The following is a 26,080-nucleotide window of genomic DNA, read 5'->3' as shown; positions in this document are numbered from 1 at the left end:
TCTACTCGCGAACACTGTTCGTGTCAAGTAGGATTGGTGGGTGCCATCCGTCCCCGATTCCAGTGCCGTGCCCTCGTCCAGCGTCGTGGTGGAGACCAGCGCTCTGCACGGATCGGCGGTGCCGGCGCCGCCCTGGCGGACCCGGCGGAAGGCGCCCGCGGCGCGGCAGCCGCTGAGCGCGGAGGCGGTGATCGAGACCGCGCTGCGGCTCGTCGACCGGGACGGGCTCGACGCGCTGAGCATGCGGCGGGTGGCGCAGGATCTCGGGACCGGACCGGCCTCCCTGTATGCGTATTTCGCCAACAAGGATGAGCTGCTGGAGCAGCTGCTCGACCGGGTCGTCGGCGAGATCCCGCTGCCGGTGCTCGACGCGTCCGGCGACTGGGCGGCGATCGTGAAGCGCAGCTGCTGGGACAGCCGGGCGGTGTTCCTCGCCCACCGCGACCTCGTCAAGGTCGCCCGGGCCAACATCCCCGTGGGGCCCAACTCGTTGCGTTACACCGAGGCGATGCTCGCCGTCCTCCGCGGCGCCGGCATCCCAGACAAGGTCGCCGCGTGGGGCATGGACCAGATGTCGCTGGTGATCGTCGCCGACGCCGTCGAGACCTCGATCCACGTCAGCCACGGCCGGCAGTCGGAGGCGGACGCCGCGCCGTACCTCGCGCAGATCCGGGACTACTACGCGTCACTGCCGGTGGACCGCTTCCCCAACCTGGTCGCGATGGCGCCGGCGATGACCGAGGGGAGCGGCGACGAGCGGTTCGCGTTCGCGATCGACCTCATGGTGGACGGCCTCGCGCGGCACGCCACCGGGCGTGTGGTTGAGTCGTCTCGGGTGTCGGGTTTCGTGGGCGGGGGCGGGAAATGACGGCGATCGTTGGGCTGGTGCACTCGGGCACCGTGTACATCGGCGGCGACAGCGCGGGCGCTTCGGGGTGGAGCCTCACCGTCCGCGCCGACAGCAAGGTGTTCCACAACAACGGCTACCTCTTCGGGTTCACCACCTCGTTCCGGATGGGGCAGCTCATCCGGTACGCGCTGAAGCCGCCGAAACCAGTCGGCGACATCGAGCGGTTCATGGCGACGCGCTTCATCGACTCCGTCCGCGAGGCGCTGAAGGCCGGCGGATGGGCCCGCCGGGACAGCGAGCGCGAGGAGGGCGGCACCTTCCTCGTCGGCGTGAAGGGGCGGCTGTTCACCGTCCACGACGACTACCAGGTCGCCGAGGCCGCCGACGGGTACGCGGCGGTGGGCGTCGGCGACGAGATCGCCCTCGGGGCGCTCTTCGCGACCGCCGGCTCCCGGATGGCGCCGCAGCGGCGGGTCGAGGTGGCGCTGCGGGCGGCGGAGCGCTTCAGCGCCGGGGTGCGGGGCCCCTTCGTCTGCCTCTCCCAGCCGCCGGGCGCGCTGCCGACCTGAGGTGGTGCTGCGGACCGCCACGCCGTTCTGCTTGCGGTTTTTCCGCATGTACGGCGGTTCGTGGTGGTCGGGGCGGCTATCCCTCCGGTCGCGGGGCCGTTCGAGGTGCGGTCGGGCCCGTGCCACGCCGGTTCCGTTACGGTGTGCGCCATGACGTTCTCGATCGTCGGGCGGTCCGCTGACGGGCAGTCCCTCGGTGTCGCCGTGGCCAGCAAATTCCTCGCCGTCGGCGCGGCCGTCCCCGCCGCCCAGGCCGACGTCGGGGCGCTGGCCACGCAGTCGTTCGCGAACCTGGCGTACCGCGTCCAGGGCCTGGCCCTGCTCGGCACCGGCACGACGGCCGCCGACACCGTCGCCGGGCTCACCGCCGCCGACCCGGGCCGCGCGTCCCGGCAGCTCGGAGTGGTCGGCCGGGCCGGGGACGGGGCCACGTTCACCGGCGACGAGTGCTTCCCGTGGGCCGGCGGCGTGGCCGGCGACGGGTACGCGATCCAGGGCAACATCCTCACCGGCGCCGACGTCGTCCGCGACATGGAGGCCGCCTGGCTCGCCGACCCGGCCGCCCCGCTCGCCCGGCGGCTGCACGCGGCGCTCGCCGCGGGGGACCGGGCCGGTGGCGACAGCCGCGGCCGGCAGAGCGCGGCGCTGTTCGTCGTCCGGCGCGGTGCCGGGTACGGCGGCCTCAGCGACGTCGAGGTCGACCTGCGCGTCGACGACGACCCCGACCCGGTCACGCGGCTGGGCACCCTGATCGACCTGTGGGAGCTGTACTTCCAGAAGCCGGACCCGGCGACGCTGCTGCCGCTGACGGGCGAGCTGGCCGCCGAGGTGGCGGAGCGGCTGGCGGCGCTGGGCTTCGCCGACCTGGCCGGCTGGGCCGGCGTGGAGAACCTGGAGGAGCGCCTCGTCGACGACGCCATCGACCCGCTCGTCCTGGCCCACCTGCGCGCCGCTGCCCCTTCCCGTCCGTAGGCATTGTCAGACGGAGGGCTTCGTCAGGCGGAGGGCTTCGTCAGGTGGAGGGCTTTGTCAGGTGGAGGGCTTTGTCAGGTGGAGGGCTTTGTCAGGTGGAGGGCTTTGTCAGGCGGCGGGCTTTGTCAGGCGGCGGCGCGGCGGAGGCTGTCGACGACCGTCGCGACCGAGGGCCGCTCCACTGAGCTGCGCCGGACGGCGGCGGTGATCCGGCGCCGCATCGGGTCGCGGACCGGCCGCGCGGCCACCCGGTACCGCGGATCGACGGCGAGCTCAGGCAGCAGCGTCACCGACAGGCCCGCCTCGACGTGCGCCAGCAGCGGGCCGTAGGAGGCGAAGCAGCCCGCGATCTCGGGCTCGAACCCCGCCCGCCGGCAGGCCGTCGTCACCAGGTCGAACGTCCACGTGCCCGGCAGCTCGACGCTCCACGGGTGCCGCGCGAAGTCGGCCAGGTCCACCGTCCCGCGGCCCGGTCCCGCCGTGACCAGCATGATCTCGTCGGTGGCGAGGACAGTGTGGACGACGTCCGGCACGATCGCGGCCTCGCCGGTGCCGAGGTCGGCCGTGACCACGACGTCGCACTCGCCGCGCTGCAGGGCCGCCACGCTCTCGGCCGGGTCGAGCTCCCACACCGTGACCCGCAGCCGGGGATGCTCCCGCTGGAGGTCCCGCACCGCGCCGAGGACGAACGTGTTGAGCGCACTCGTGAACGCGCCCAGCCGGACCCGTCCGGCCAGCCCACCCTCCACGGCGTCGAACGCGGCCAGCTCCTCGTGCGCGGCGCCCATCTGGTCGAGGATCACCCGCGCGTGCCGGGCCAGCGCCGCCCCCGCCGGCGTGAGCCGCAACCGGCGCCCCGCGCGCTCGAACAGCTCGGCGCCGGCCTCCCGCTCGAGCACGGCCAGCTGCTCGGACACGTTCGACGGACTCAACCGCGCCGCCCCGGCCACCGCCCGCACCGTGCCCAGGCTCTCCAGCAGCGTGAGCAGCCGCAACCGCCACGGATCCAGCACGCCGGCCTCCTGTTGTCCGGTGGTCCCGAACAGTATGTGCGGAATGATGCGCTGGAGCCTGACAATGCACGCGCCTACCGTCGACCCATGAGCGACGACGACTTCTGGCAGGACGTGCGGCGGCATGTCATCCGGTACGGCGGAACGTTCACGCCGGAAATCATCGACCGAGCCGAAGGCAGCTACGTCTACACCGAGAACGGCCGCCCGATCCTCGACTTCACCTCGGGCCAGATGAGCGCCATCCTGGGCCACTCCCACCCGGACATCGTCGCCACCGTGCGCCGCCAGGTCGGCACGCTCGACCACCTCTTCAGCGGCATGCTGTCCCGCCCGGTCGTCGAACTCAGCCGCCGCCTCGCCGCCTCCGTCGAAAAAGCCGCCGCCTCAGCGCTGCTGGACGGCTCGCCTGCGGGCCTCTCGGCGCGGCCGGACGGTTCGCTCGCCGGGGCCCCAGTGCTGCCGAATGGTTCGCCCGCTGGCGCTTCGGCGCTGTCGGACGGCTCGTCTGCTGGCGTCTCGGCGCTGTCGGACGGTTTGCCCGCTGGGGGCTCGGCGCTGCTGGACGGGTCGTCGGCCGGGGCGTCGGGGCTGCCGGGCGCGCCGGTCGGCGGCGGCCCCCTGGACAAGGTGCTCCTCCTGACCACCGGCGCCGAGGCCAACGAGGCTGCCGTCCGGATGGCGAAGCTCGTCACCGGCGGCCACGAGATCGTCTCCTTCGCCAAGTCCTGGCACGGCATGACGCAGGCCGCCGCCGCCGCGACGTACAGCGCCGGCCGCAAGGGCTACGGACCGAACGCCCCCGGCAACATCGCCATCCCGACGCCGAACGCGTACCGCCCGGACTTCACCACACCGGACGGCTCCCACGACTGGCGCCGGCAGCTGGACGTCGCCTTCGACCTCGTCGACGCCCAGTCCGTCGGCAGCCTCGCCGCCTGCCTCGTCGAGCCGATCCTCAGCTCCGGCGGCGTCATCGAACCACCGCTCGGCTACTTCGCCGCGCTGCACCGCAAGTGCCGCGAGCGGGGCATGCTGCTGATCCTCGACGAGGCGCAGACCGGCCTGTGCCGCACCGGCACCTGGTACGCCTTCCAACGCGACGGCGTCGTCCCCGACATCCTCACCCTGTCCAAGACGCTCGGCGCGGGGCTGCCCCTCGCGGCGGTGCTCACCAGCGCCGAGATCGAGGAGCGCGCCCACGACCGCGGCTACCTCTTCTACACCACCCACGTCTCCGACCCGCTCGTCGCCGCCGTCGGCAACACCGTCCTCGACGTCCTCGAACGCGACCAGCTCGACCTCCGCGCCGCGGCCCTCGGCACCCGCCTGCGCAACGGGCTCCTGGACATCCAGCGCCGCCACCCGGTCGTCGCCGACGTCCGCGGGCGGGGACTCCTGCAGGGCATCGAGCTGAAGGACGAGGGCGCAGGCGCGGACCGGATCGGCGCCGCCGTGACCCGGCGCTGCCTGGAGCTCGGCCTGCACGTCAACGTGGTCCAGCTGCCCGGGATGGGCGGCACCTTCCGGATCGCGCCGCCACTGACCAGCACCGACGAGGAGATCGACCAGGGCCTGGAGATGCTGGACCAGGCGATCGGCGACACCGCGCAGCATTAGGCACCATCCAGGCCGGAGCGGACGGCGTACAGGGCGGCCTGAGTGCGGTCCTGTACGCCGAGCTTCGTGAGGATGGCGCTCACGTGGGTCTTCACCGTCTTCTCCGCCAGCCCGAGGACACGAGCGATCTCCCGGTTGGACCGGCCACGGGCCATCTCGGCGAGCACCTCCCGCTCCCGGGCGGTCAGGTGCGCCAGCTCCGGCGCCGGCCCGCTGTCCGCCAGCAGCCGCGCGACCTCTGGATGCAGCAGCACGTGCCCAGCGTGGACGGCCCGGATCGCCGAGGCGAGCGCCGGCGGGTCGATGTCCTTGTACACGTACCCCGCCGCCCCGGCCCGTATCGCCGGCAGCACCGCCGACGGGTCGGTGAAGCTGGTGATGACGAGCACCTTCACCCCACGCAGCCCAGGCAGCGCCTCGACCCCGTCACCGCCGGGCATCTTCAGGTCCAGCAGCACCACGTCAGGCGACGTCTCAGCCGCAGCAGCAACGCACGACGCGCTGTCCTGCGCCTCACCGACCACCACGATGTCGTCCTGCAGATCGAGGAACGTCCGCAACCCCTGCCGCACCACCGGATGGTCGTCGACCACAAGCACCCTGATCGGATCAGCAGCCACCGGGCACCTCCATGGTGACCGTCGTGCCGGCCCCCGGCTCGGACGACACCGTCAACCTGCCTCCCACGCTGCGGGCCCGCTCCCGCATCGACGCGAGCCCAAGCCGACGCTGAGCACCGGCTCCCGCGGCGGCGCCGCCGTTGCCAGACCTGGCCATGCCAGCCCCCGCGCCGGCATCAGCACCAGCGCCGACTGCTTTGCCCCCGCTGGCTGCTCTGTTTGTGTCGGCTGCTCTGCTTGCGTCGGCCGCTCCGCCCGCGCCGGCTGATCTGCCTGCCACGGTTGCACTGCCTGCGCCGGCTGCTCTGCTTGCGCCGGGTGCTCTGCCTGCGCCGGAGCCATTGTCGAAGCCTGTGCCGTCGTCCGTGATGCGCAGGACGAAGCCGCGGCCGGAGCGGCGCAGGTGGATGTCCACGTGGCGGGGGTCGCCGTGGCGCAGTGCGTTGTGCAGGGCTTCCTGGGCGACCCGGTACGCCGCCTCCTGACGCTCCCCGGACAGCTTCGGCAGCTGGTCGCCGGTGAACCGGATCCTCGCGGCGTGGACCCGGTCGAGCAGCTCTGCCTGCCGCTGGAGCGCCGCCGCGAGTCCGTCGCCGTCGAGGTCGGCGGGGCGCAGGCCGACCACGATGGACTTGAGCTCGGCGGTCGCGTCCGCGGCGAGGCGGCGCACGGTTTCCAGCTCGGCGAGAGCCCGCTGCGGGTCGCGGGCCACCAGGGCGGCCGCCGCGTCGGTGGTGAGCCGGAGGCTGAACAGCTTCTGCGTCACCGCGTCGTGCAGCTCCCGTGCGATCCGTTGCCGCTCCTCCACGATGGACAGCTCGCGGCTGCGCTCATACAGCCGCGCGTTGACGATCGCGATGGCCGCGTGCGCGGCGAGCAGGCGCAGCAGCTCCTCGTCGCGTTCGTCGAAACCACCGAACCGCGGAAGGCAGCGCTTGTTGGCCAGGAAGATCTCGCCGAGGATCTCGTCGCCGTCGACGATCGGCATGCCGAGGAAGTCGGACATCACCGGGTGCGCGGCCGGCCAGCCCTCGAACTGCGGATGCGTGCGGATGTCCGCCGAACGGACGGGATTCGGGTCGTGGAGCATCGCGCCGAGCAGTCCGTGGTGGCGGGGGATCGGCCCGATCGCCCGCCACTGGTCGTCGGACAGCCCGTCGGCGAGAAACTCGCGGAACGAGCCGTGGCCGTCGGGGATGCCGAGCGCCGCATACTCGGCGTCCAGGAGCCGGCGGGCAGCGGAGACGATCGTCTGGAGCACCTCGCGGACCGACAGGTGCGCGGTGACGGCGAGAACCGCAGCGCTCACCTCGCGGAGCTCATCGCGGTCGTAGGTGCTCATGGCTTCGACAGTACCGACGTCGGCGCGCTCTCCGCCTCGGCTCATGGACCTAGGTCGAAAGACCGGGACCCGAGCCCGTCCGATGCCCGATGTCGCCGGCCGCGGCGCTGCATAGCGTCGGTGACATGCCAACTGCCATCATCACCGGCGCCTCCCGAGGGCTCGGACAAGCGCTCAGCACCGCCCTGATCAAGGCCGGCTGGACCGTCGTCGCCGACGGCCGCACCCTGGCGGACACCCCGTCGGATGCGCTGCCCGCCGAGGTGATCCGGGTGCCCGGCGACGTCACCGACCCCACGCACCGGGCCGCACTCGTCGAGGCGGCGCTCGCCACCGGCCGGCTCGACCTGCTCGTCAACAACGCCGGCATTCTCGGCCCCAGCCCGCAGCCGCCGCTGGCCGACTATCCACTCGAGACGCTGCGCGAAGTCTTCGAGGTCAACGTCGTCGCGCCCCTCGCCCTGACCCAGCTCGCGCTGCCCGCGCTGCGCAAGGCCGACGGCGCGGTCGTCACCATCACGTCCGATGCCGCGGTGGAGGCGTACGCGGGGTGGGGCGGCTACGGAGCGGCCAAGGCCGCCGCCGAACAGGCAAGCAACGTGCTCGCGACCGAGGAGCCCAACCTGCGCGTCTGGTGGGTCGACCCGGGAGACCTGCGCACCCAGATGCATGCCGAGGCGTTCCCCGGCGAGGACATCAGCGACCGCCCGCTGCCAGAGACGGTGGCGCCGGCGTTCGTCGACCTCGTCACCACGCGCCCCGAGTCGGGGAGGGTCCGGCTGTGACGGCCGCCGAGCTCGCCACACCCCGCATGGACTTCGAGCTGCCGCCCGAGCTCGAAGCGCACGAGCCACCCGAGGCGCGCGGCACTCCTCGTGACGGCGTGCGGCTGCTGCACGGACAGGGGAGCACGGTGTCGCACCACCGCTTCACCGACCTGCCCGGCCTGCTGCGTGGCGGCGACCTGCTGGTCGTCAACACGTCCGGCACGCTGCCCGCATCGGTGCCGGTCGCGGGTGCGCCGCTGCGGGTCCACTTCTCGACCGAGCTCGCCGACGGGCGCTGGCTGGTCGAGGTCCGCGGCGCCGACCTCGGCCGGCGCCCGGGGCAGCCCGGCCCGCTGCGACTGCCCGGCGGCGGCACCGTTACGCTGGAGGAGCCCTACTCACGGGGCAGGCTGTGGTTCGCCTCCGTCAAGACCCGCACCTCCGTCATCGAATTCCTGCATCGCCACGGGCAGCCGATCCGCTACCCCTACGTGCGGCGCCAATGGCCGATCGAGGCGTATCAGACGGTGTTCGCGACCCAGCCGGGAAGCGCCGAGATGCCGAGCGCGGCGCGGCCGTTCACCGACCGGGTGGTGACCAGGCTCGTCTCGGCAGGCGTGCAGATCGCGCCGCTGGTCTTACACACGGGGGTGGCGTCGCCTGAGGCGCACGAACGGCCGTATCCGGAGTGGTTCCGCGTGCCGTCAGGCACGGCGCGGCTCGTCAACGAGACGCGAGCCGCGGGCGGCAGGGTCGTCGCCGTCGGCACCACGGCCGTCCGCGCCCTGGAGACGGTCGCCGGCGAGGACGGCCGAGTCGTCGCCGGCGAGGGCTGGACCGACCTCATCGTCACGCCCGCCCGCGGTGTTCGTGCGGTCGACGGTCTGCTCACCGGCCTGCACGAGCCGAAGGCGTCGCACCTGGACCTGCTCGCCGCGGTCGTCGACCGTGACCTGCTCGCCCGCTGCTACGCCGAAGCGGTCCGCGCCGGCTACCTCTGGCACGAGTTCGGCGACGTCAACCTCCTGCTGCGATGAGGAGGCACTACGTCCTGCTGCGATGAATGGAGACAAGACGTCGCTGCGGTGCGGACGTGCGGCGGGTCGCGGTGGCGGCGGTGCGGCGCCGACCTGGAGCCCGGCGTCGGCTCGGCGCTGTGTGGCCGGACGGCACGGGCGGGTCGGAGCTGCGTGGGTGGGTCAGAGCGGTGCGCGGATGGGTCGGAGCGGCGAGGGTGGGTCAGTGCGGCGCGAGTGGGGTCGGAGCGGTGCGCGGGTGGGCCGGAGCAGCGCGGGTGAGTCGGAGCGGCGTGGGTGGGTCCGGAAGCGGCGCGGTGGGGTGGGTATGCCGTGGTGCTGGGTGGCGTGGACCTGGTGCTGTGGGACCGGGGTGCGGGTTAGGGTCGCTGGATGACGGTGCGGTGGTCGGGCGCGACGGTCGGTGAGGTCGCGGCTGCGGTGGAGGAGTTTGCTCGCAGGATCGCGGTGTTCGACGCACCGTCCGACGGAGGTCATGGCGGTCATGGCAGCGGCCGCGGCTATGACGAGCACCGCGGGGACGGTGGCTACGGCAGGCACAGCGAGGACGGTGGCTACGGCGAGGACAGTGGTCACAGCGGGCACGTGGATCGTGGCGGCGACCGTGGCCTTGAGGGGCACCGTGGGGACGGTGGCGATGGCGGGAATGGCGGCTACGGCGGGCACAGGGAGGACGGTGGTTACGGCAGGCACCGCGGCGACGGTGGCGACGGCGGGGACGGCGGGGACGGCGGGGACGGCGGGGACGGTGGCGACGGCGGGGACGGTGGGCGTGGCGAGGGGTACGGCAAAGGCGGGGGTGGCGGTGGTGTGCCGGAGCGCGGGGCGGGTGGTGTTGAGGTGAAGGTCGGCGATGCCGTTGTGCGGCTTTCGCCGGGGGTGGCGCGGGCGTTTGTGGAGGCGTTGGTTTCGTATCAGGACCCGCGGGATCGGGGGGCCTGTGATCACTGTGGTGGGGCGCGGCTGGACGACAACTTCGTCTGCGCGGACTGTGGGCAGCCGAGTGGGTTGTTCGGCCAGTTGCTGCGGGAGCGGGCTGCCAGGTTTGAGGGGGCGGTCGGAGAAGTGGGGCCGGCGTTGTGAGGCGTGTGGGTGGGGCCGTGAAGACGGGCCGGGTGGGTGGGTGTCAGGGGCGGTGGGGGCGGGGTGTCAGGTTGGCGGGGCGGGCGGTGGGGTGGGGGCCGCGTCGGGGGAGTTTGGGGCGGCGGTGACGGAGTGGTGCAGGGTGGCGAACTCGGTGGCGAGCTTGTCGAGGGTGAAGTGGGCGTTCAGGCCGCTGGGGTTGGGCAGGATCCACAGGCGGGCGCCGGCGAAGTGCTGGGGCTGGGGGCCGACCTGGACCCGGGCGGTGCCGAAGGCGGTGCGGAAGGCGGTGACGCCGAGGACGGCGAGCCACTTCGGGGCGAAGCGTTCGACCTTGTCGCGGAGGATCGCGCCGCCGGTGGTGAGTTCTTCGCGGGTCAGTTCGTCGGCGCGGGCGGTGGCGCGGGCGGCCAGGTTGGTGATGCCCAGGCCGTAGCCGGGGAGCAGGTGCTGCTCGTCGGGGCGTAGCTGGCGGGGGGTGAAGCCGCCGAGGTGCAGGGCGGGCCAGAAGCGGTTGCCGGGGCGGGCGAAGTGGTGGCCGGTGGCGGCGGACCAGAGGCCGGGGTTGATGCCGCAGAGCAGGACGTCGAGGCCGGGTGCGATGACGTCCGGGAGGACCTTGTCGGCCGCGGCGGCCAGGTCTGCACGGCTCGGCCGGTCGGGTCGGTTCAATGTCGACGCCATGTGGACAAGGATGCCAGCGGGGGAGTTCGGGCTGGGCAGAGTGGAGGGGTGGAGAACTCTTCGAACGCTGTCGACCTCGATGCGGTGCTGGCGCTGTGGGATCGGCCTGTCGGGAGTCGTACCGACGCTGCCGCCGACTTCAGGAAGTGGTATGCGGATCCGGTGCCGGTGAACGGGAGCCCGGTGAGCGCTGACGCGCTTGTGGAGCGGGCGCAGGTGTTGCAGGTGGCGTTCGCGGATCGGCGGACCGAGCTGGTGCATCGGGTGGAGGCCGCGGGGCGGCTGGTGATCGGCTTCTTCATGCATGTGCGGCATGTGGGGGCGTACGACACGCCGCTCGGGCGGGTGGAGGCGACCGGGCGGCAGTTGAAGATCCGGGTGACCGACATCCTGACCGTGGAGGACGGGAAGATCACTGAGATCTGGGTCATGTCGGACGAGGTGGACGTGATGCGGCAGCTCGGGGTCGTCTGACGCTAGCGTGTGCGGCATGAGTGAGCGGCGGTTGATCTCCAGCGGGTCGACGTTCGAGCGGGAGATCGGGTACTCCCGGGCGGTCGTGGACGGTGACTGGGTGCACGTGTCGGGGACGACGGGGTTCGACTACTCGTCGATGACGATCTCCGACGACGTGGTGGCGCAGGCGCGGCAGTGCTGGGTGAACATCGACGCGGCGCTGCGGGAAGCCGGGGCGGGCGTCGGGGACGTGGTGCGGGTGCGGTACCTGCTGCCGGACGCCGCCGACTTCGAGCCCTGCTGGCCGGTGCTGCGCGAGTGGCTCGGCGACGTGCGCCCAGCGGCGACGATGCAGGTGTGCGGGCTGTCCGACCCCCGGATGCGGATCGAGATCGAGGTGACCGCCCGCCGCCGGAAGGGCGGCAACCTCGGCTGGCCCAGCTGAAGGCGCCCAGCTGAAAGCGCCCGGCTGAGCGCCCTGCAACCCGGCAAAGAGAGCCAAGAGAGCCAAGAGCCAAGAGCCAAGAGAGCTAGTCCGAGATGGTGATGTCCAGTGCCGCGGCCAGGGCGCGTGACAACGTGACCAGGTCGCCGGTGCTGATCGTGGCGCCCGCGAAGCTGGTCACGCCGCCCACGCCGGACAGGACGCAGTCGGTCAGCCGGGTGCCGTTCATGGTCGCGCCGGAGAACTGGGCGCCGGTCAGGTCGCAGCGGGCGAAGGCCGCGCCCGTCAGGTCGGCGCCGGTGAAGTCGGCGCCGGTCAGGTTGCAGTCCTCGAAGAGGACGGCGGCGAACCGGGTGGCGCGGAACACCGACAGGTCGATCCGGCAGTCGCTGAGCGTGACGTCGCGCAGCACACCGTCGAGCCAGTGCAGGCCGGTCAGCCGCGAGTCCCTGACCGCCACCCGCAGCAGGGTCGACTGGTCGCCGTGCACGTTGGCGAAGTCGCTGCTCTCGACCAGGCAGTCGGTCAGCGACACCTTGACCAGGGAGGACTCGCTCAGGTCGGCGTGGTTGAAGCGGCACTGGTCGAACTCGGCGCCCTTGGCCGAGCGGGCGGTCAGGTCCAGGTCGTAGAAGCCGATCCCGCGGTAGGCGGCCTCGTCGTGGAGGTCGTCCTCGTCGACGGTCGCCAGCTCCAGCGCCTTCGGCGGCCGGGGCGCGGCGGGCGCCGTGAACGCAAAACGAGAGGGCATAGGTGTGACGGTAGTGGCAGAAGTGACGATCCGCCGAGAATCGCGGAACCCGCGGAGCGGAAAATCACGGGGCAATCGCGGCGACGCGTGCCTATCCTTGCGAGCGTTATGTCTGACGTGCCCCAGCCCACCGGCGTGACCGAGCCCAGCAACGAGGGCAGCGGCGAAACAAGCGGCGACAAGAGCAGCGACAAGGCCGCCGACAAGGCCGACAAAACCGGCGACAGGGCCGGTGACAAGAGCAGCGCCAGAAGCGGCGACAAGAGCAGCGCCAGGCAGAACCGGAGACGGTCCGGAAGTCGTACACACGCGGAAAAAGCACCCGAGAACACCGCGGGTCAGGAGCTGCTGCGCGAGCTCCGCACCCGCCTGTCCGGGCTGATGCCGCAGGACCAGCACCGGCTCCGGCGCCGCATCGAGGGGGCCAAGAAGTCCCCGCACGCCCAGGCGATCGCCGAGGCCATCCGCGCCGACGTGGAGCGCGCCGAGCAGCGGGTCGACGTCCGCCGGGCCGGGGTTCCGAAGATCACGTATCCGGAGCAGCTGCCGGTCAGCCAGCGCAAGGACGACATCCTCGCCGCGATCCGCGACCACCAGGTCGTGATCGTCGCCGGCGAGACCGGCTCGGGCAAGACGACCCAGCTGCCGAAGATCTGTCTCGAGCTCGGCCGGGGCGTGTCGGGACAGATCGGGCACACGCAGCCACGGCGGATCGCGGCGCGGACGGTCGCGGAGCGCGTCGCGGAGGAGCTGGGCAGCGAGCTCGGCGCCACGGTCGGGTTCAAGGTCAGGTTCTCCGACCAGTCCGGCGACCAGACGATGGTCAAGGTGATGACCGACGGCATCCTGCTCGCCGAGATGCAGCAGGACCGGCTGCTGCGCCAGTACGACACGCTGATCATCGACGAGGCGCACGAGCGCAGCCTCAACATCGACTTCATCCTCGGCTACCTCAGGCAGCTGCTGCCGAAGCGCCCGGACCTGAAGGTGATCATCACCTCGGCGACGATCGACCCGGAGCGGTTCTCCCGGCACTTCGGCGACGCCCCGATCATCGAGGTGTCCGGCCGCACGTATCCCGTCGAGGTCCGGTACCGCCCGATCGAGGCCCCCGACGAGGGCGAGGACGAGCGCGACCAGATCGACGCGATCTGCGACGCCGTCGAGGAGCTGCAGGCCGAGGGGCCCGGCGACGTGCTGGTGTTCCTCAGCGGCGAGCGCGAGATCCGCGACACCGCCGACGCCCTCGCCAAGCTCGACCTGCGCAACACCGAGATCCTGCCGCTGTTCGCCCGCCTGTCGTTCGCCGAGCAGCACCGGGTGTTCCAGTCGCACGCCGGCCGCCGGGTGGTCCTCGCCACCAACGTCGCCGAGACGTCGCTGACGGTCCCCGGCATCAAGTACGTGATCGACCCCGGCACGGCCCGCATCTCCCGCTACAGCCACCGGTTGAAGGTGCAGCGGCTGCCGATCGAGCCGGTGTCGCAGGCGTCGGCGAACCAGCGGAAGGGCCGCTGCGGCCGCACCTCCGACGGCATCTGCATCCGGCTGTACAGCGAGGAGGACTTCGAGGGAAGGCCGGAGTTCACCGACCCGGAGATCCTGCGGACCAACCTCGCGTCCGTCATCCTGCAGATGATCTCGCTCGGCCTGGGCGACCTGGCCGCGTTCCCGTTCATCGACCCGCCGGACCGCCGGAACGTCACCGCCGGCGTGCAGCTGCTGGAGGAGCTCGGCGCGCTGGAGAGCGGCCAGCGGCTCACCCCGCTCGGCCGCCGGCTGTCGCAGCTGCCGGTCGACCCGCGCCTGGCCCGGATGGTCCTCGAGGCCGAGCGCAACGGCTGCGTCCGCGAGGTCATGGTCATCACCGCCGCGCTGTCGATCCAGGACCCGCGGGAGCGGCCCGTGGAGAAGCAGGCGCAGGCGCAGCAGCAGCACGCGAGGTTCGCCGACAAGGACTCCGACTTCATCGGCTACGTCAACCTGTGGAACTACCTGCAGGAGAAGCAGAAGGAGCTGTCCAGCAACCAGTTCCGCAAGCTGTGCAAGGCGGAGTTCCTCAACTACCTGCGGGTCCGGGAGTGGCAGGACATCTTCAGTCAGCTGCGGTCCGTGCTGCGCAGCATGGATGTGGTGCCGAACGAGGAGCCGGCCGCCCCGTACAACATCCACGTCTCGCTGCTCGCCGGGCTGCTGTCACACATCGGGCTGAAGGACGCGGAGAAGAACGAGTACCTCGGCGCGCGGGGCGCGAAGTTCGCGGTGTTCCCCGGCTCGGCGCTCTTCCGCAAGACGCCCCGCTGGGTGATGGCGGCGGAGCTGGTCGAGACGACCCGGCTGTGGGCGCGGGTCGCGGCCCGGATCGAGCCGGAGTGGATCGAGCCGCTCGCCCAGCACCTGGTCAAACGCAACTACAGCGAGCCGCACTGGGAGAAGAAGCCCGCGGCGGTGATGGCGATGGAGAAGGTGACGCTGTACGGCGTCCCGATCGTCAGCTCCCGGAAGGTGAACTACGGCCGGATCGACCCGGCGCTGTCGCGCGAGCTGTTCATCCGGCACGCGCTCGTCGAGGGCGACTGGGAGACCCACCACGCGTTCTTCGCCGAGAACCGGCGGCTGCTCGAAGAGGTCGAGGAGCTCGAGCACCGGGCCCGCCGCCGTGACATCCTCGTCGACGACGAGACCCTGTTCGAGTTCTACGACCAGCGGATCGGCCCGGACGTCGTCTCCGGCCGGCACTTCGACAGCTGGTGGAAGCAGACCCGCCGGGACCAGCCGGAGCTGCTCACGTTCGACCCGGCGATGCTCGTCAACGACACCGCCGGCGGCGTCGCGAAGGACCAGTACCCCGACGCGTGGGAGCAGGACGGCCAGCGGTTCGCGCTGACGTACCAGTTCGAGCCCGGCGCCGACGCCGACGGCGTCACCGTCCACATCGGACTGCCGCTGCTCGGCCGGGTCCGGGACGCGGACTTCAGCTGGCAGGTGCCCGGGCTGCGCGAGGACCTCGTGACGGCGCTCATCAAGTCGCTGCCGAAGACGCTGCGGCGCAACTTCGTCCCGGCGCCCGACACGGCCCGCGACGCGCTCGCCGGCATGCCCGTCCGCGACGGGCACCTCCTGGAGGCCCTGGAGCGGGAGCTGCGCCGGTTGACCAGCGTGACCGTCCCGCGCGACGCCTGGGACCTCACGAAGGTGCCGGAGCACCTGAAGATGTCGTTCCGGGTCGTCGACGACGGCGGCCAGGTGCTCGCCGAGAGCAAGAGCCTCCCGCAGCTGCGGGACCGGCTGGCGCCGAAGGTGCAGGAGACGGTCGCGGAGGCGGCCACCGAGGTCACCCGCACCGGCAGCACCACCTGGGACTTCGGCACGCTGCCGCGCAGCCTGTCGCGGACCGTCGCCGGGCACACCCTCACCGTGTACCCGGCGATCGTCGACGAGGGCACGTCGGTGGCGGTCAAGGCGTTCGACCTGCCGGCCCGGCAGCGGCACGAGATGTGGGCCGGCACCCGCCGCCTGCTGCTGCTCACGCTGCCGCCGGCGGCGAAGTTCGTGCAGGGCCGCCTGTCCAACGAGGCGAAGCTCGCACTGAGCCGCAACCCGCACCGCAACGCCGTCGACCTGCTCGACGACTGTGCCTCCTGCGCCGTCGACCAGCTCATGACCGACGCCGGCGGGCCCGTGTGGGACGGCGAGGCGTTCGCGAAGCTGCGCGACAAGGTCCGCGCCGACCTGGTCGACCTGACCCTCGACGTCGTCGGCAACGTGCAGCGGATCCTCGCCGCGTCCTACGACGTCGAGCAGCGCCTCGCCCGCACCAAGAACCCGCTGCTGCTCCCCGCGCTCACCGACATGCGCGGGCAGCTGGGGCGGCTGGTGTACCGGGGTTTCGTCACCGACACCGGATGGCAGCGGCTCCCGGACCTCGAACGGTACCTGCGCGGCATCGAACGGCGGCTGGAGAAGGTGCCGACGGACACCGCCCGCGACCGCGACCGGATGCTGACCGTGCAGGAGGTCCAGCGGGAGTACGACCAGCTGGTGTCCAGCATGACCATGAGCCCCGAGCTGCGGGAGATCCGCTGGATGATCGAGGAGCTGCGGGTGGGCCTGTTCGCGCAGGCGCTCGGCACCGCCTACCCGGTCTCCGACGTGCGCATCTACCGGGCGATGGACGCGCTGCCGGACTGATCGCGGTTGCGTGCCGGTCGGACGGCCGGGGCGAGGACGGCGACGCCGGCGGCCAGCACCGCCAGGGTCAGCAGCGCCCGGCCCATGCCGACCACGTCGGCGAGCGCGCCGATGAGCGGCGGGCCGATCAGGATCGAGCCGTAGCCGATGGTGGTGACGAGCGCGATGGACTCGGCGGGCCGGTCGGTCTCGCCGGCGGCGCTCACGGCGGCCGGGAACACCAGGCACACCCCGGCGCCCCACAGCAGCGCGCCGGCGTAGGTCAGCGGCACCCACGGCGACAGGACGGTGATGAGCACGCCGGCGATGCCGAGGAGGCCGCCCGCCCGGACCGCGCCGGCCCTTCCGAGTCTCGCCGCGGCAGGTGTACCGGCGAACCGCACGACCGTCATCGCGGTGGCGAAGACCGAGAAGCCGAGCGCGGCCGACGCCTCCGACAGCCCGCGCCCCGCGTGCAGGTACAGCGCCAGCCAGTCGCCGGCGGCACCCTCGATGACGGTCGCGCACAGCGTGAGCGCCCCGATGAGCAGCAGCGCCCGGTTCCTGACCGGCGGGCCGGTCGGCCGCGCAACGGACGCCTCAGAGGAAGGGGCGGGGGAGACCCGCTCGTCCACGTACCGCAGCAGCCCCGCGAACGTCGCGGCGGTCGCGCAGCAGGCGGCCACGGCGAAGTGCAGCGCGATCCCGGTGCCGCCGCGGGCCGCGAGGGAGCCGGCCGCCGCGCCGAGGATCGAGCCGAGGCTCCAGCACGCGTGGTACCGCGGCATCCACTCGCGCCCGGCCAGCTGGTCGACGGCGCTGCCCTGCACGTTCATGGCGACGTCCCACGAGCCGTACACCATGCCGAGCGCGAACAGGGCCACCGACAGCCACACCAGGTCGGGCGCCAGCCCGGCGCAGCTGAGGACCACCGCCGCCGCCACCGACATGCACGCGACCCAGGTGCGGCTGCCCAGCCGCCGGCAGACGTGCCCGGTCAGCGGCATCGACAGCAGCGAGCCGATGCCGAGCGCGAGCAGCGCCCGCCCGAGCTCGCCGGCGGTGACGTCGAGCTTGGCGACGACCGCCGGGATCCGCGACACCCACGTGCCGAGCAGCGTGCCGCTCGCGGTGAAGACGAGCGCCGTGCCGAGCGCGGCCGATCGCATCGATGAGGTCCGCTCGCTGTGCATCGCCCCATCCTGCCCGATCCGGGCGGGAGCGGCACGGGTCAGAGGTCGTTGGGTCGGCGCATGAGGATGGTCTGGTCGTTGTTTCCCGGCGGCGGAACCGGCGGACCCGACGGCGGACCGGGAGGTCCGGGCGGGAACGGAGGACCGGGCGGGAACCCAGGACCGGGAGGACCGGGCGGCGGCGGAGCCGCGGGCGAGCCGTAGACGGTCGACCCGCCCTGATACGGGGGGATCACCGAGGTCGGGTTGTCGCCGCCGGCGTTCGGCAGGTGGAACATGCCGGTGTCCGGCTCGAGGCGGTCCTTGCGGCGGAAGTAGAAGAGGCTGCCGACCAGGCCGAGGGCCGCGACGATGGCCACCACGCCGATCCAGAAGCCGAACGACAGGCCGCCCTCGTCCTTGACCGGGGTGGTCCTCGGCTCTTCGCGCGGGATCGCGCCGTTGCCGGCCTCCGGCGGGGCGATCTCCTCGGTGGAGGTGGCGGCCGGGTCGGCGGAGGCGCTGCGCGAGGACTTCACGGACTTCGACAGGGTCGGGCTGGCGCCGGTGACCTTGACCTTGAACTTGGCGTCGTTGTTGCCCGGCTTCGGGTCGCTGACCCTCTGGTTGGCGGCGAGCCGGGCGACGATGCCGCCCTCGCCGTCGCCGCCGGTGCGCAGCACGAGCTGGATCGTGCCGTTGATCTTCTGGTTGCCCTGGATGGTGCCCTGGCAGGTGGCTGCGGTGCGGTTGGCCGCGACCTTGCAGGGGTTGGCGGACTCGATCTGGGCGTTGGAGGGGGCGCGGATCGTCACGACGACCACCACGTCCTGGTCACCGTGGTTCTCCACCTCGAAGTCGACGTTCGCCTTCTCGCCGGCCTTGCCCTGGGCGCTGCCGTCGGCCCTGACCTCGATGTCGGCCTCGGCGGGCGCGGCCTGCGCGGGCCCGGTGACGGCGAGCGCGCCGAACATCCCGGCGCCGACGGCGACGGCCAGCGCGGCAGCCGAGATCCGGCGTCGCGCGCGCATCCGCCGCGCCGAGCGTCCCGCGACGCGTGTCGTCGTGCTCATGTCACCCCCAAGCCGGCCCTCGGCGGACGATAGCAGGATCCGTCAACGCAGCCGCGAGCGCCGCCCACCGCAAGGTCAGGATGCCGTGACGCCGAACACACCCGGCCCGCCGTCGCGCAGCTCAACCCCCGTGCGTCACGCCGGGGGCGGTGCGCTGACGCTCGCCAGGGCCATCAGCAGCGCGATCGCCGCGAATCCGAGGTACGCGAGGCGCCGCCGCCGGACCGTCTCGTAGGCGTGCCACCACGCGATCGCCGCCTCGCACACCGGTCCGGCGACGAACACGGTGCTCCTGCGCCGCGGCACGAGCATCGGGGCCAGGCGGACGGCGTTGCTCACGTACACGCGGCGCGCCGGCGGGGGCTCGTCCGGATGCCAGGCGGTCACCTGGATCTCGTGGTCGTCGTCGCCGGCCCCATCCTCGCCGAGGAACCAGCGCTCGGACCTGCGGGCGAAGACCCGGCCGAGGAAGTCGTCGGCGGCGCCCTCGTGCCCGAGCCGGGTGCGCTGCAGCTCCAGCCAGCTCCACCGGGCCGCGACGTCGGTGAGGACGTCGCCGTACAGATGATCCGCGTCCGCCTCGGCGCCGACGACGCGCACGGCGTCGCGCCGCAGCGGCTCCAGGTGCCGCGACACGAACGCGACGTACTCGACCGGCGGCTCCGACGTCATCCGCATCACACCATCGTCGCCGCCCACACCGCGGAGCGCCACCCTCCCAGCCCACACCGCGGAGCGCCACCCTCACACCAGCGACGTTCCTGGGGCGCCGGGCGCCGCCCGTCGTTCGCGCAAGGTCAACTGTTGCGCGCGGATGCGATGATCGGCCCCGTGGGCTCCGCGTTACCCGTCGGCCGGGAGGTCCTCATCCCCCGGCAGCTGTCGGTCGCCATCGACGAGGGTGGCATCCGCACGGCTTCCGGCATGCTGCCCGCACTGCTCTACACGACCGAGGGCCTGGAGCGGCACGGCCAGCGGGAGATGGTGTTCGCCGTGGTCCGCACCGGGGCGCCCGCCCCCGGCTACCCGCTGTCGATGGCGCGCACCGTCCACCGGCTCGCCGCCGAGGGCAGACTCGTGGAGGCCGGCGACGTCAGCGTCTTCAACCAGCCCGGCATCGACATCGACGGCCGGGTCACCGGGTTCGTGTACGCCGCCGCCCCCGAGGACATCCCGTCGACCGTGCGCTTCGAGCGCCCCCCGCTGGTCGCGCTGCCGCTGCTGGCCGGCGAGACCGCGGTCGTGCAGCGCTTCGGCCATGCACGGGTCCTGTCGCTGCTCGGCGCGCAGGAGCGGTACTACCCGCACCCCTGGTGGTTCCGCCCCGGCCGGGCCCCGGTCGTCGACGACGCCGAGTTCCGGGCCGCGACGATGCTGTCGAAGGCGCCCGCCTACAACCTGCCGTTCCTGCGGGTCGCGCACATCGGCGACCGGCTCGAGCTGACGATCACCGCGGGCGACCCGACCTCCTACATCGGCGGCGCCGACGAGGAGCTGGAGGCGTTCGAGGAGGCGCTGCGCGAGGCCGACGACGTGTGCGCGTTCCTGCCCGGCCTCGCCGACGCCCCGCAGACCTACGTGTGGACCCCCGGCCAGCGTGGCCCGGCCGCGATCGTGGCGCCCGGCGGCGAGCGCTCGACCCGCATCGGCTGCAACTTCCTGCTCCTGGTCCGCGGCACCGCCGAGCCGACCGCCCGCCAGGTCGAGGACGGCTTCGCGGTGCTGCTGACCGGCGCGATGTACGCCCGGCTGCGGCAGGCGGTCGAGGCGGGCCGCTCGATCGAGATCGGCCTGCCCGCCGGCGCGGTCAGCACCCTCGCGTTGCGGCTGGCGCCCCGCCCCGGCCCCGCGACGCGTCAGGTGGCGGGGGTGCGGCCCGGCCCCGGCGGCCACTGGCCGGACGACGACGGCGGCGGCGACCACAACGCCGGTGAGCGGTACCGCACCGGCGAGCTCACCATCTACCACCCGCCGCACGCCGAGGAGGCGGCTCCGGCCGCCACCGACGGCCGGACGCTGCGGCACGTCGACCGGGGCAAGATCGTGCTGCTCACGCCGGAGGAGCAGCTGCGGCAGGCGACGACGGCGGCGGAGCTCGGCGACTTCATCGACCGGGCGAGGGGCATCGTCGACCGCGCGTTCACCGGGGTCCGGCACGGCACCGAGGAGCTCATGGTCGAGTTCCGCCTGGGCCCGTCGCGGCCGGTCGGCGTGCGGATCATGGCCCGGCCGGAGGCGCCGCCGCGCGAGCTGCAGGTGGTCCTGGAGCGCCAGCTGCTGGCGCTGCGCCCGCCGACGATCCGGTTCACCGAGGTCGCCTTCCAGCTGCACCTTCGCCTGTACGGCTAAGGCCGCCGCAGCCGGTGCAGCACGTGCGGGGCCAGCGGGTGGTCCGGTGCCAGGCTCGGGTGCAGGAAGTCGTCCGCCGGGTCGCGGGTCATCCCGATCCGCCGCATCACCGCCTGCGAGGGCTCGTTGGTCCGCGTGGTGATGGAGACGATCCCGTCCATGCCGGCGCCGCCGGCCGGGTCGGTGACGGGGCGGAACGCGAAGTCCCGCGCCGCCACCGCCGCCTCCGTCGCGTAGCCGTGCCCCCACGCGTGCCGGGCCAGCCGCCAGCCGATCTCCAGGGCCGGCGTGAAGTGCGCCGGAAACCGCTGCCACGCCAGCCCGACGAACCCGACGAAGCCGCCGGCCTCGGCCGCGTCGACGGCCCACAGCCCGTAGCCGTGCTCGTCGAACGCGGCCTCGATCCGGTCGGCGAACCCGTCGCTCTCGGCCCGGGTCAGCGGCCGCGGGAAGAACCGCATGACCTCGGGGTCGGCGTTGAGCGCCGCGAACGGCTCCCGGTCCTCGTCACGCCAGCGGCGCAGCACCAGCCGTGCGGTTGTCATCACCCTGCTACTGAGTACGCGATTCCCGGGCCACCTTCAACCCCCACAGGACCAGCGGCACCTGCAGCGGCAGCCGGCCGTAGGCGATCGCGCGGCGGGCCGGCGGCGCCTTGCGCCAGTCGACCGCCATCTTCACGTTGGCCGGGAACACCGCCGCGAAGAAGCCGGCGGCGGCGAGCCCGGCCGCCCGGCGGGTGCGCGGGTGGGCGAGCCCGGCCGCGAGCGCGAGCTCCGCGACCCCGCTCACGTACGTGTAGGTCCGCGCCGACCCGGGCAGCGACCGCGGCACGATCCGGTCGTAGGGCCCCGGATTCACCAGGTGCGTGACCCCGGCCGCGGCCAGGAGCCCGGCCAGCGCGTACGCGGACCTGCGCGCCGCGGCCGAGGTCCGGCTCACGTGAGCCGGACGATCATCTTGCCGAGGTTCTCGCCGCGGAGCATGCCGAGGAACCCGTCGACGGCGTGGTCGATCCCGTCGACGAACGTCTCCGCGACCTTCACCTTGCCCTCGCGCAGCCAGCCGGACATCTCGTCGACGAACTCCTGCCGCCGCCCCCAGTGGTCCAGCACCAGGAACCCCTGCATGGTGATCCGCTTGCTGATCAGCAGCGTCAGGTTGCGGATGCCGGTCGCGTCGGGGTTGTTGTACTGCGAGATCGCGCCGCAGATCGCGACCCGGCCGTGCAGGTTCATCCGGAAGAGCGCCGCCTCCAGCTGCTCGCCGCCGACGTTGTCGAAGAAGACGTCGATGCCGTCGGGCGTCAGCTGCTTCAGCTGGGTGCGGATCGAGCCGTCCTTGTAGTTGAACGCGGCGTCGAAGCCGAGGTCGTCGACGAGGTAGCGCACCTTCTCCGCCGACCCCGCGGACCCGATCACCAGCCGCGCGCCCCGCAGCCGCGCGATCTGCCCGACCAGGGTGCCGACGGCTCCCGCGGCGCCGGAGACGAAGACCGTCTCGTCGGGCCGCATCCTCGCGACGTCGAGGAGTCCGGCGTACGCCGTGAGCCCCGGCATGCCGAGCACGCCCAGGTACGCCGAGGCGGGCGCGATCGCGGTGTCCACGACCCGCGTGTGCTTCGCGTCGAGCAGCGCGTGCTCGCGCCAGCCGAGTCCGTGCAGCACGCTGTCGCCGACGGCGACGTCGGGGCTCTCCGAGGCGATGACGGTGCCGACCGCGCCGCCGTCGAGGGCCGCGTCGACCTGGAACGGCGCCACGTAGGACGGCACGTCGTTCATCCGGCCGCGCATCGCGGGGTCGACCGACATGACGTCGTTGCGCACGAGCACCTGGCCGGGCCCGGGCGCGGGCAGCTCCTCGGTGACGAGGCGGAAGTCCTCGGGCGTCGGGAAGCCGGTCGGCCGGGCGGCGAGCTGCCACACCTTGCTGCTGGTCGTCATGCGAGCTCCAGCTTGACGTCGACGTTGCCGCGGGTCGCGTTGGAATACGGGCAGACCTGGTGCGCCGCCTCGACCAGCTGCCACGCGGCGTCCCGCTCGACGCCGGGCAGGGTGACGGTCAGGGTGACGTCGAGCCCGAAGCCGCCGTTGTTGTTGGGTCCGATGCCGACCCGGGCGTTGACCTCGCTGCCGTCGACGGACGCCTTGGCGCGGCGGGCGACGACCCGCAGCGCGCTGTGGAAGCAGGCCGCATAGCCGGCCGCGAACAGCTGCTCGGGGTTGGTCGCGCCGCCGGCGCCGCCCATCTCCTTCGGCACCGCGACGTCCACGTCGATGATGCCGTCGGTGCTGGTGACGTGGCCGTCGCGGCCGTCGCCGGTGGCGGTGACCTCAGCGGTGTACAGGACTGCCATCAGGAAGGCCTCCTTGCAGGTCGGTGAGCGCGCCGGTGAGGCGCACCAGGGTTTCGCGGAGCTCGTCGAGCTCGTCGATGCCGAGCCCGCCCTCGCAGACGAGCCTGCCCGGGACGTCCCGGGCCCGCTCGCGCAGCGCGGCGCCGGCCGCGGTGAGCTGGATGGTGACGGACCGCTCGTCGTCGGCGCGGCGCGCCCGCGTGACGAGGCCGGCCGCCTCCAGGCGCTTGAGCAGCGGCGACAGGGTGCTGGAGTCGAGCCGCAGCGCGGCGCCGATCTCCTTGACGGTCCGCTGGTCCTGCTCCCAGAGCACGAGTAGGACCAGGTACTGCGGGTACGTGATGCCCAGCTCGTCGAGCAGTGGCCGGTATCGCGCGGTGACGACCCGCGAGGCCGTGTACAGCGCGAAGCAGACCTGCTGGTCGAGTGCCAGAACATCCCTCACGTCCAGAACGGTAGCACGCGATTAAGTCGTGCACGACTTAAGTGACCCATTGACACTTTTGTTTGTCCGGGGCAAAGTTCTGACAGAAGCAACGGAAGGTGCGTTCGGCGCGCTCCTCCCTCCCCGCGATCGCGACGGTCCCGCACAGGCCCGCGATCCATCCGGAAGGAGCACGTCCTGTGCGTATACCTGTTCGGAAACTGATCGCGGCGGCCGCCGTCGCCGCCCTCCTCGCCGCGGGTGGTGCGGCCACCCCCGCGTCCGCCGCCCCGGCGTTCAAGGTCCTCGTCTTCTCCAAGACCGCGGGCTTCCGGCACAGCTCGATCCCCAACGGCATCGCCGCAGTCCAGGCCCTCGCCACCGCGAACAACTTCGCCGTCGACGCGACCGAGGACGCCGCCGCGTTCACGGCCGCGAACCTGGCCCAGTACAAGGCGGTCGTGTGGCTGTCGACCACCGGTGACGTGCTCGACGCCACCCAGCAGGCCGCGTTCGAGTCCTACATCCGCGCCGGCGGCGGCTACGTCGGCGTGCACGCCGCGGCCGACACCGAGTACGCCTGGCCCTGGTACGGCAACCTCGTCGGCGCCTGGTTCGCCTCGCACCCGGCGCAGCAGCAGGCGACGATCAGGGTCGAGGACCGCGCGAACCCGGCCACCGCGCACCTGCCGCAGACCTGGACCCGCACCGACGAGTGGTACAACTACCAGACCAACCCCCGCAGCACCGCCAAGGTCCTCATGAGCCTCGACGAGGGTAGCTACAGCGGCGGGTCGATGGCCGGAGACCACCCGATCTCGTGGTGCAAGCAGTTCGACGGCGGCCGCAGCTGGTACACCGGACTCGGCCACACCGAGGCGTCCTACACCGAGGCGAACTTCACCGCCCACCTCCTCGGCGGCATCAAGTGGGCCGCGGGGCAGGCCCAGGCGGACTGCCGCCCCGAGACCGGCTACCAGGCGCTGTTCGACGGCAGCCAGGCGAGCCTCAACCAGTGGCGGCAGGCCGGCCCCGGCGGGTTCACGCTCGCCGACGGCACGCTCACCTCGTTCGGCGGCATGGGGCTGCTCTGGTACCCGGTGAGCCAGTTCTCCAACTACTCGCTGAAGGTCGACTGGCAGATGCCCGGCGACGACAACGGCGGCGTCTTCATCGGCTTCCCCGACCCCAACGGTGACCCGTGGGGCCCGGTCAACGCCGGCCACGAGATCCAGATCGACGCGACCGACGCCGACCCGTCCCGCACCACCGGCAGCGTCTACAGCTTCAAGGCCCCCGACGCCGCCCTGCGCGCCGCCGCCCTCAACCCGCCCGGGCAGTGGAACACCTACGAGGTCGGCGTGCACGGCCAGCGGGTCGAGATCTGGCTCAACGGCGTGGAGATCAACGACTACACGAGCACCCGGGCGATCCAGTCCGGCTACATCGGCGTGCAGAACGACGGCGCCGGCGCCGACATCTTCTACCGCAACATCCGCGTCAAGACCGACGGCAGCCAGCCCGCCACCGACATCGCCCGCGGCAAGACCGCGACCGCGTCGTCGGTCGAGCCCAACAGCACGCTCGTCGCGGCGAACGCGGTCGACGGCAACAGCACGACCCGCTGGGGCAGCGTCCACGCCGACCCGCAGTGGCTGCAGGTCGACCTCGGCGCCTCGTACAACCTCAACCGCGTCCGGATCAACTGGGAGGCCGCCTACGCGAAGGCGTACCAGATCCAGACCTCGCCGGACGGGTCCACCTGGACCAACGTCTACACCACGACCACCGGCGACGGCGGCGTGGACGACGTCACCCTCACCGGCACCGGCCGCTACGTCCGCGTGAACCAGACCCAGCGCGGCACGCAGTGGGGCTACTCGATCTGGGATCTCAGCGTGTACGGCACGCCGGCCGGCACCGGTCCGCAGTCGCTGTGCCGCAACTGCCCGGTGACGGTGTCGTCCGTCGAGTCCGGCAGCCCGCACGCCGGCGCCAACGCCGTCGACGGCAACACCGCGACCCGCTGGGGCAGCGCCTACAGCGACCCGCAGTGGATCCGGCTCGACCTCGGCGCCACCCGCACGATCACGCGGGTGCGGCTCAACTGGGAGACGGCCTACGGCAAGGCGTACCAGATCCAGACCTCGCCCGACGGCAACACCTGGACGAACATCTACACCACGACGACCGGCGACGGCGGCATCGACGACGTGACCGTCAACGGCTCCGGCCGCTACCTGCGGGTCAACGGCACCCAGCGCGCCACGCAGTGGGGCTACTCGCTGTGGGAGCTGGAGGCATTCGGCTCCTGACCCGCCATACTT

At 72.5% G+C, this 26,080-nt stretch carries 24 protein-coding genes and 1 pseudogene; 12 read left to right on the top strand and 13 right to left on the bottom strand.

From position 1 onward, the window contains the following. Positions 1–40 precede the first annotated feature (40 nt). From AB0J72_RS33605 to AB0J72_RS33595, 3 genes are all read left to right on the top strand, one after another. Positions 41–868 carry a TetR/AcrR family transcriptional regulator gene (locus AB0J72_RS33605; RefSeq protein ID WP_363405622.1) on the top strand — a complete coding sequence of 276 codons (828 nt, stop codon included), beginning with the start codon at positions 41–43 and terminating at the stop codon, positions 866–868. Next, a complete protein-coding gene (locus tag AB0J72_RS33600; RefSeq protein ID WP_344503078.1) occupies positions 865–1,419 on the top strand; it encodes a hypothetical protein in 555 nt (184 codons plus the stop codon). The genes AB0J72_RS33605 and AB0J72_RS33600 overlap by 4 nt, the downstream gene beginning before the upstream one ends. Before the next feature lie 150 nt (positions 1,420–1,569). Further along, on the top strand, positions 1,570–2,391 hold the full coding sequence (locus AB0J72_RS33595; protein WP_363405620.1) for a DUF1028 domain-containing protein: 822 nt from the start codon (positions 1,570–1,572) through the stop codon (positions 2,389–2,391). A 125-nt stretch (positions 2,392–2,516) separates the two neighbouring features. Here AB0J72_RS33595 and AB0J72_RS33590 read toward each other — a convergent pair whose 3' ends face one another. Continuing rightward, complete coding sequence (locus tag AB0J72_RS33590) at positions 2,517–3,404, bottom strand: LysR substrate-binding domain-containing protein (protein ID WP_363405618.1); 888 nt, start codon at positions 3,402–3,404, stop codon at positions 2,517–2,519. An 87-nt stretch (positions 3,405–3,491) separates the two neighbouring features. On the opposite strand from AB0J72_RS33590, the gene AB0J72_RS33585 reads away from it, so the two are divergent. After that, complete coding sequence (locus AB0J72_RS33585) at positions 3,492–5,024, top strand: aspartate aminotransferase family protein (protein ID WP_363405616.1); 1,533 nt, start codon at positions 3,492–3,494, stop codon at positions 5,022–5,024. Here the strand turns inward: AB0J72_RS33585 and AB0J72_RS33580 are convergent. Further along, positions 5,021–5,644 (bottom strand): response regulator transcription factor, encoded by a 624-nt coding sequence (locus AB0J72_RS33580; protein ID WP_344503074.1) that lies wholly within the window; start codon positions 5,642–5,644, stop codon positions 5,021–5,023. The genes AB0J72_RS33585 and AB0J72_RS33580 overlap by 4 nt on opposite strands. Next, positions 5,634–6,986, bottom strand: a complete 1,353-nt coding sequence (locus AB0J72_RS33575) for a GAF domain-containing sensor histidine kinase (RefSeq protein ID WP_363405614.1) — start codon at positions 6,984–6,986, stop codon at positions 5,634–5,636. The genes AB0J72_RS33580 and AB0J72_RS33575 overlap by 11 nt, the downstream gene beginning before the upstream one ends. 125 nt (positions 6,987–7,111) lie before the next feature. Here AB0J72_RS33575 and AB0J72_RS33570 point away from each other — a divergent pair, with 125 nt between their 5' ends. From AB0J72_RS33570 to AB0J72_RS33560, 3 genes and pseudogenes are all read left to right on the top strand, one after another. Beyond that, positions 7,112–7,771, top strand: a complete 660-nt coding sequence (locus AB0J72_RS33570; RefSeq protein ID WP_363405612.1) for an SDR family oxidoreductase — start codon at positions 7,112–7,114, stop codon at positions 7,769–7,771. Then, positions 7,768–8,790, top strand: a complete 1,023-nt coding sequence (locus AB0J72_RS33565; protein WP_363405610.1) for an S-adenosylmethionine:tRNA ribosyltransferase-isomerase — start codon at positions 7,768–7,770, stop codon at positions 8,788–8,790. The genes AB0J72_RS33570 and AB0J72_RS33565 overlap by 4 nt, the downstream gene beginning before the upstream one ends. Before the next feature lie 879 nt (positions 8,791–9,669). Continuing rightward, positions 9,670–9,873 (top strand): annotated as a pseudogene (locus tag AB0J72_RS33560) (hypothetical protein); the annotation flags it as partial. A gap of 66 nt (positions 9,874–9,939) precedes the next feature. Here AB0J72_RS33560 and mug read toward each other — a convergent pair. Continuing rightward, positions 9,940–10,557: a G/U mismatch-specific DNA glycosylase gene (gene mug / locus AB0J72_RS33555; RefSeq protein WP_363405608.1), complete on the bottom strand. Its 618-nt coding sequence runs from the start codon at positions 10,555–10,557 to the stop codon at positions 9,940–9,942. A 48-nt stretch (positions 10,558–10,605) separates the two neighbouring features. On the opposite strand from mug, the gene AB0J72_RS33550 reads away from it, so the two are divergent. Both AB0J72_RS33550 and AB0J72_RS33545 read left to right on the top strand, forming a co-directional pair. Beyond that, a complete protein-coding gene (locus AB0J72_RS33550; RefSeq protein ID WP_363405606.1) occupies positions 10,606–11,031 on the top strand; it encodes an ester cyclase in 426 nt (141 codons plus the stop codon). 16 nt (positions 11,032–11,047) lie between these two features. Beyond that, positions 11,048–11,458, top strand: coding sequence for a RidA family protein (locus AB0J72_RS33545; RefSeq protein ID WP_344503067.1), 411 nt, complete (start codon positions 11,048–11,050; stop codon positions 11,456–11,458). Between the two features lie 85 nt (positions 11,459–11,543). Here AB0J72_RS33545 and AB0J72_RS33540 read toward each other — a convergent pair whose 3' ends face one another. Further along, the gene (locus AB0J72_RS33540; protein ID WP_363405603.1) at positions 11,544–12,209 is read right to left on the bottom strand and encodes a pentapeptide repeat-containing protein; all 666 of its coding nucleotides are present in this window, start codon (positions 12,207–12,209) and stop codon (positions 11,544–11,546) included. 381 nt (positions 12,210–12,590) lie between these two features. On the opposite strand from AB0J72_RS33540, the gene hrpA reads away from it, so the two are divergent. Beyond that, positions 12,591–16,400 (top strand): ATP-dependent RNA helicase HrpA, encoded by a 3,810-nt coding sequence (gene hrpA, locus AB0J72_RS33535; protein WP_363405709.1) that lies wholly within the window; start codon positions 12,591–12,593, stop codon positions 16,398–16,400. On the opposite strand, the gene AB0J72_RS33530 is transcribed toward hrpA, so the two are convergent. The 3 genes from AB0J72_RS33530 to AB0J72_RS33520 all read right to left on the bottom strand — a co-directional run bounded on the left by AB0J72_RS33530 (position 16,370) and on the right by AB0J72_RS33520 (position 19,302). Continuing rightward, a complete protein-coding gene (locus tag AB0J72_RS33530; RefSeq protein WP_363405601.1) occupies positions 16,370–17,572 on the bottom strand; it encodes an MFS transporter in 1,203 nt (400 codons plus the stop codon). The genes hrpA and AB0J72_RS33530 overlap by 31 nt on opposite strands. A 38-nt stretch (positions 17,573–17,610) precedes the next feature. Next, positions 17,611–18,624 (bottom strand): hypothetical protein, encoded by a 1,014-nt coding sequence (locus tag AB0J72_RS33525; protein ID WP_363405599.1) that lies wholly within the window; start codon positions 18,622–18,624, stop codon positions 17,611–17,613. Between the two features lie 135 nt (positions 18,625–18,759). Then, a complete protein-coding gene (locus AB0J72_RS33520) occupies positions 18,760–19,302 on the bottom strand; it encodes a hypothetical protein (RefSeq protein WP_363405597.1) in 543 nt (180 codons plus the stop codon). 153 nt (positions 19,303–19,455) lie between these two features. On the opposite strand from AB0J72_RS33520, the gene AB0J72_RS33515 reads away from it, so the two are divergent. Continuing rightward, positions 19,456–20,973 carry a hypothetical protein gene (locus tag AB0J72_RS33515; protein ID WP_363405595.1) on the top strand — a complete coding sequence of 506 codons (1,518 nt, stop codon included), beginning with the start codon at positions 19,456–19,458 and terminating at the stop codon, positions 20,971–20,973. On the opposite strand, the gene AB0J72_RS33510 is transcribed toward AB0J72_RS33515, so the two are convergent. Genes AB0J72_RS33510 through AB0J72_RS33490 form a run of 5 tightly spaced genes read right to left on the bottom strand, consistent with a single transcriptional unit; the run spans position 20,970 to position 23,774 of the window. Then, complete coding sequence (locus AB0J72_RS33510; protein WP_363405593.1) at positions 20,970–21,518, bottom strand: GNAT family N-acetyltransferase; 549 nt, start codon at positions 21,516–21,518, stop codon at positions 20,970–20,972. The two genes, AB0J72_RS33515 and AB0J72_RS33510, sit on opposite strands and share 4 nt — an antisense overlap. Positions 21,519–21,525: 7 nt before the next feature. Then, on the bottom strand, positions 21,526–21,915 hold the full coding sequence (locus AB0J72_RS33505; protein WP_363405591.1) for a hypothetical protein: 390 nt from the start codon (positions 21,913–21,915) through the stop codon (positions 21,526–21,528). Then, entirely contained in the window at positions 21,912–22,916 is a 1,005-nt protein-coding gene (locus AB0J72_RS33500; RefSeq protein ID WP_344503057.1) for an NADP-dependent oxidoreductase, read from the bottom strand. Before AB0J72_RS33500 ends, AB0J72_RS33505 begins: the two co-directional genes overlap by 4 nt. Beyond that, positions 22,913–23,329 carry an organic hydroperoxide resistance protein gene (locus AB0J72_RS33495; protein WP_363405588.1) on the bottom strand — a complete coding sequence of 139 codons (417 nt, stop codon included), beginning with the start codon at positions 23,327–23,329 and terminating at the stop codon, positions 22,913–22,915. The genes AB0J72_RS33500 and AB0J72_RS33495 overlap by 4 nt, the downstream gene beginning before the upstream one ends. Continuing rightward, entirely contained in the window at positions 23,307–23,774 is a 468-nt protein-coding gene (locus AB0J72_RS33490; protein WP_363405586.1) for a MarR family transcriptional regulator, read from the bottom strand. The genes AB0J72_RS33495 and AB0J72_RS33490 overlap by 23 nt, the downstream gene beginning before the upstream one ends. Before the next feature lie 179 nt (positions 23,775–23,953). Between AB0J72_RS33490 and AB0J72_RS33485 the strand changes: the two genes are divergently transcribed. Next, entirely contained in the window at positions 23,954–26,068 is a 2,115-nt protein-coding gene (locus AB0J72_RS33485; RefSeq protein ID WP_363405584.1) for a ThuA domain-containing protein, read from the top strand. Positions 26,069–26,080: the final 12 nt, after the last annotated feature.

This window comes from Dactylosporangium sp. NPDC049742, from assembly GCF_040674675.1.
Classification (GTDB): Bacteria; Actinomycetota; Actinomycetes; order Mycobacteriales; family Micromonosporaceae; genus Dactylosporangium; species Dactylosporangium maewongense.
Note: the sequence above shows the minus strand (reverse complement) of the source record. Positions and strands in the feature narration are given on the sequence as shown.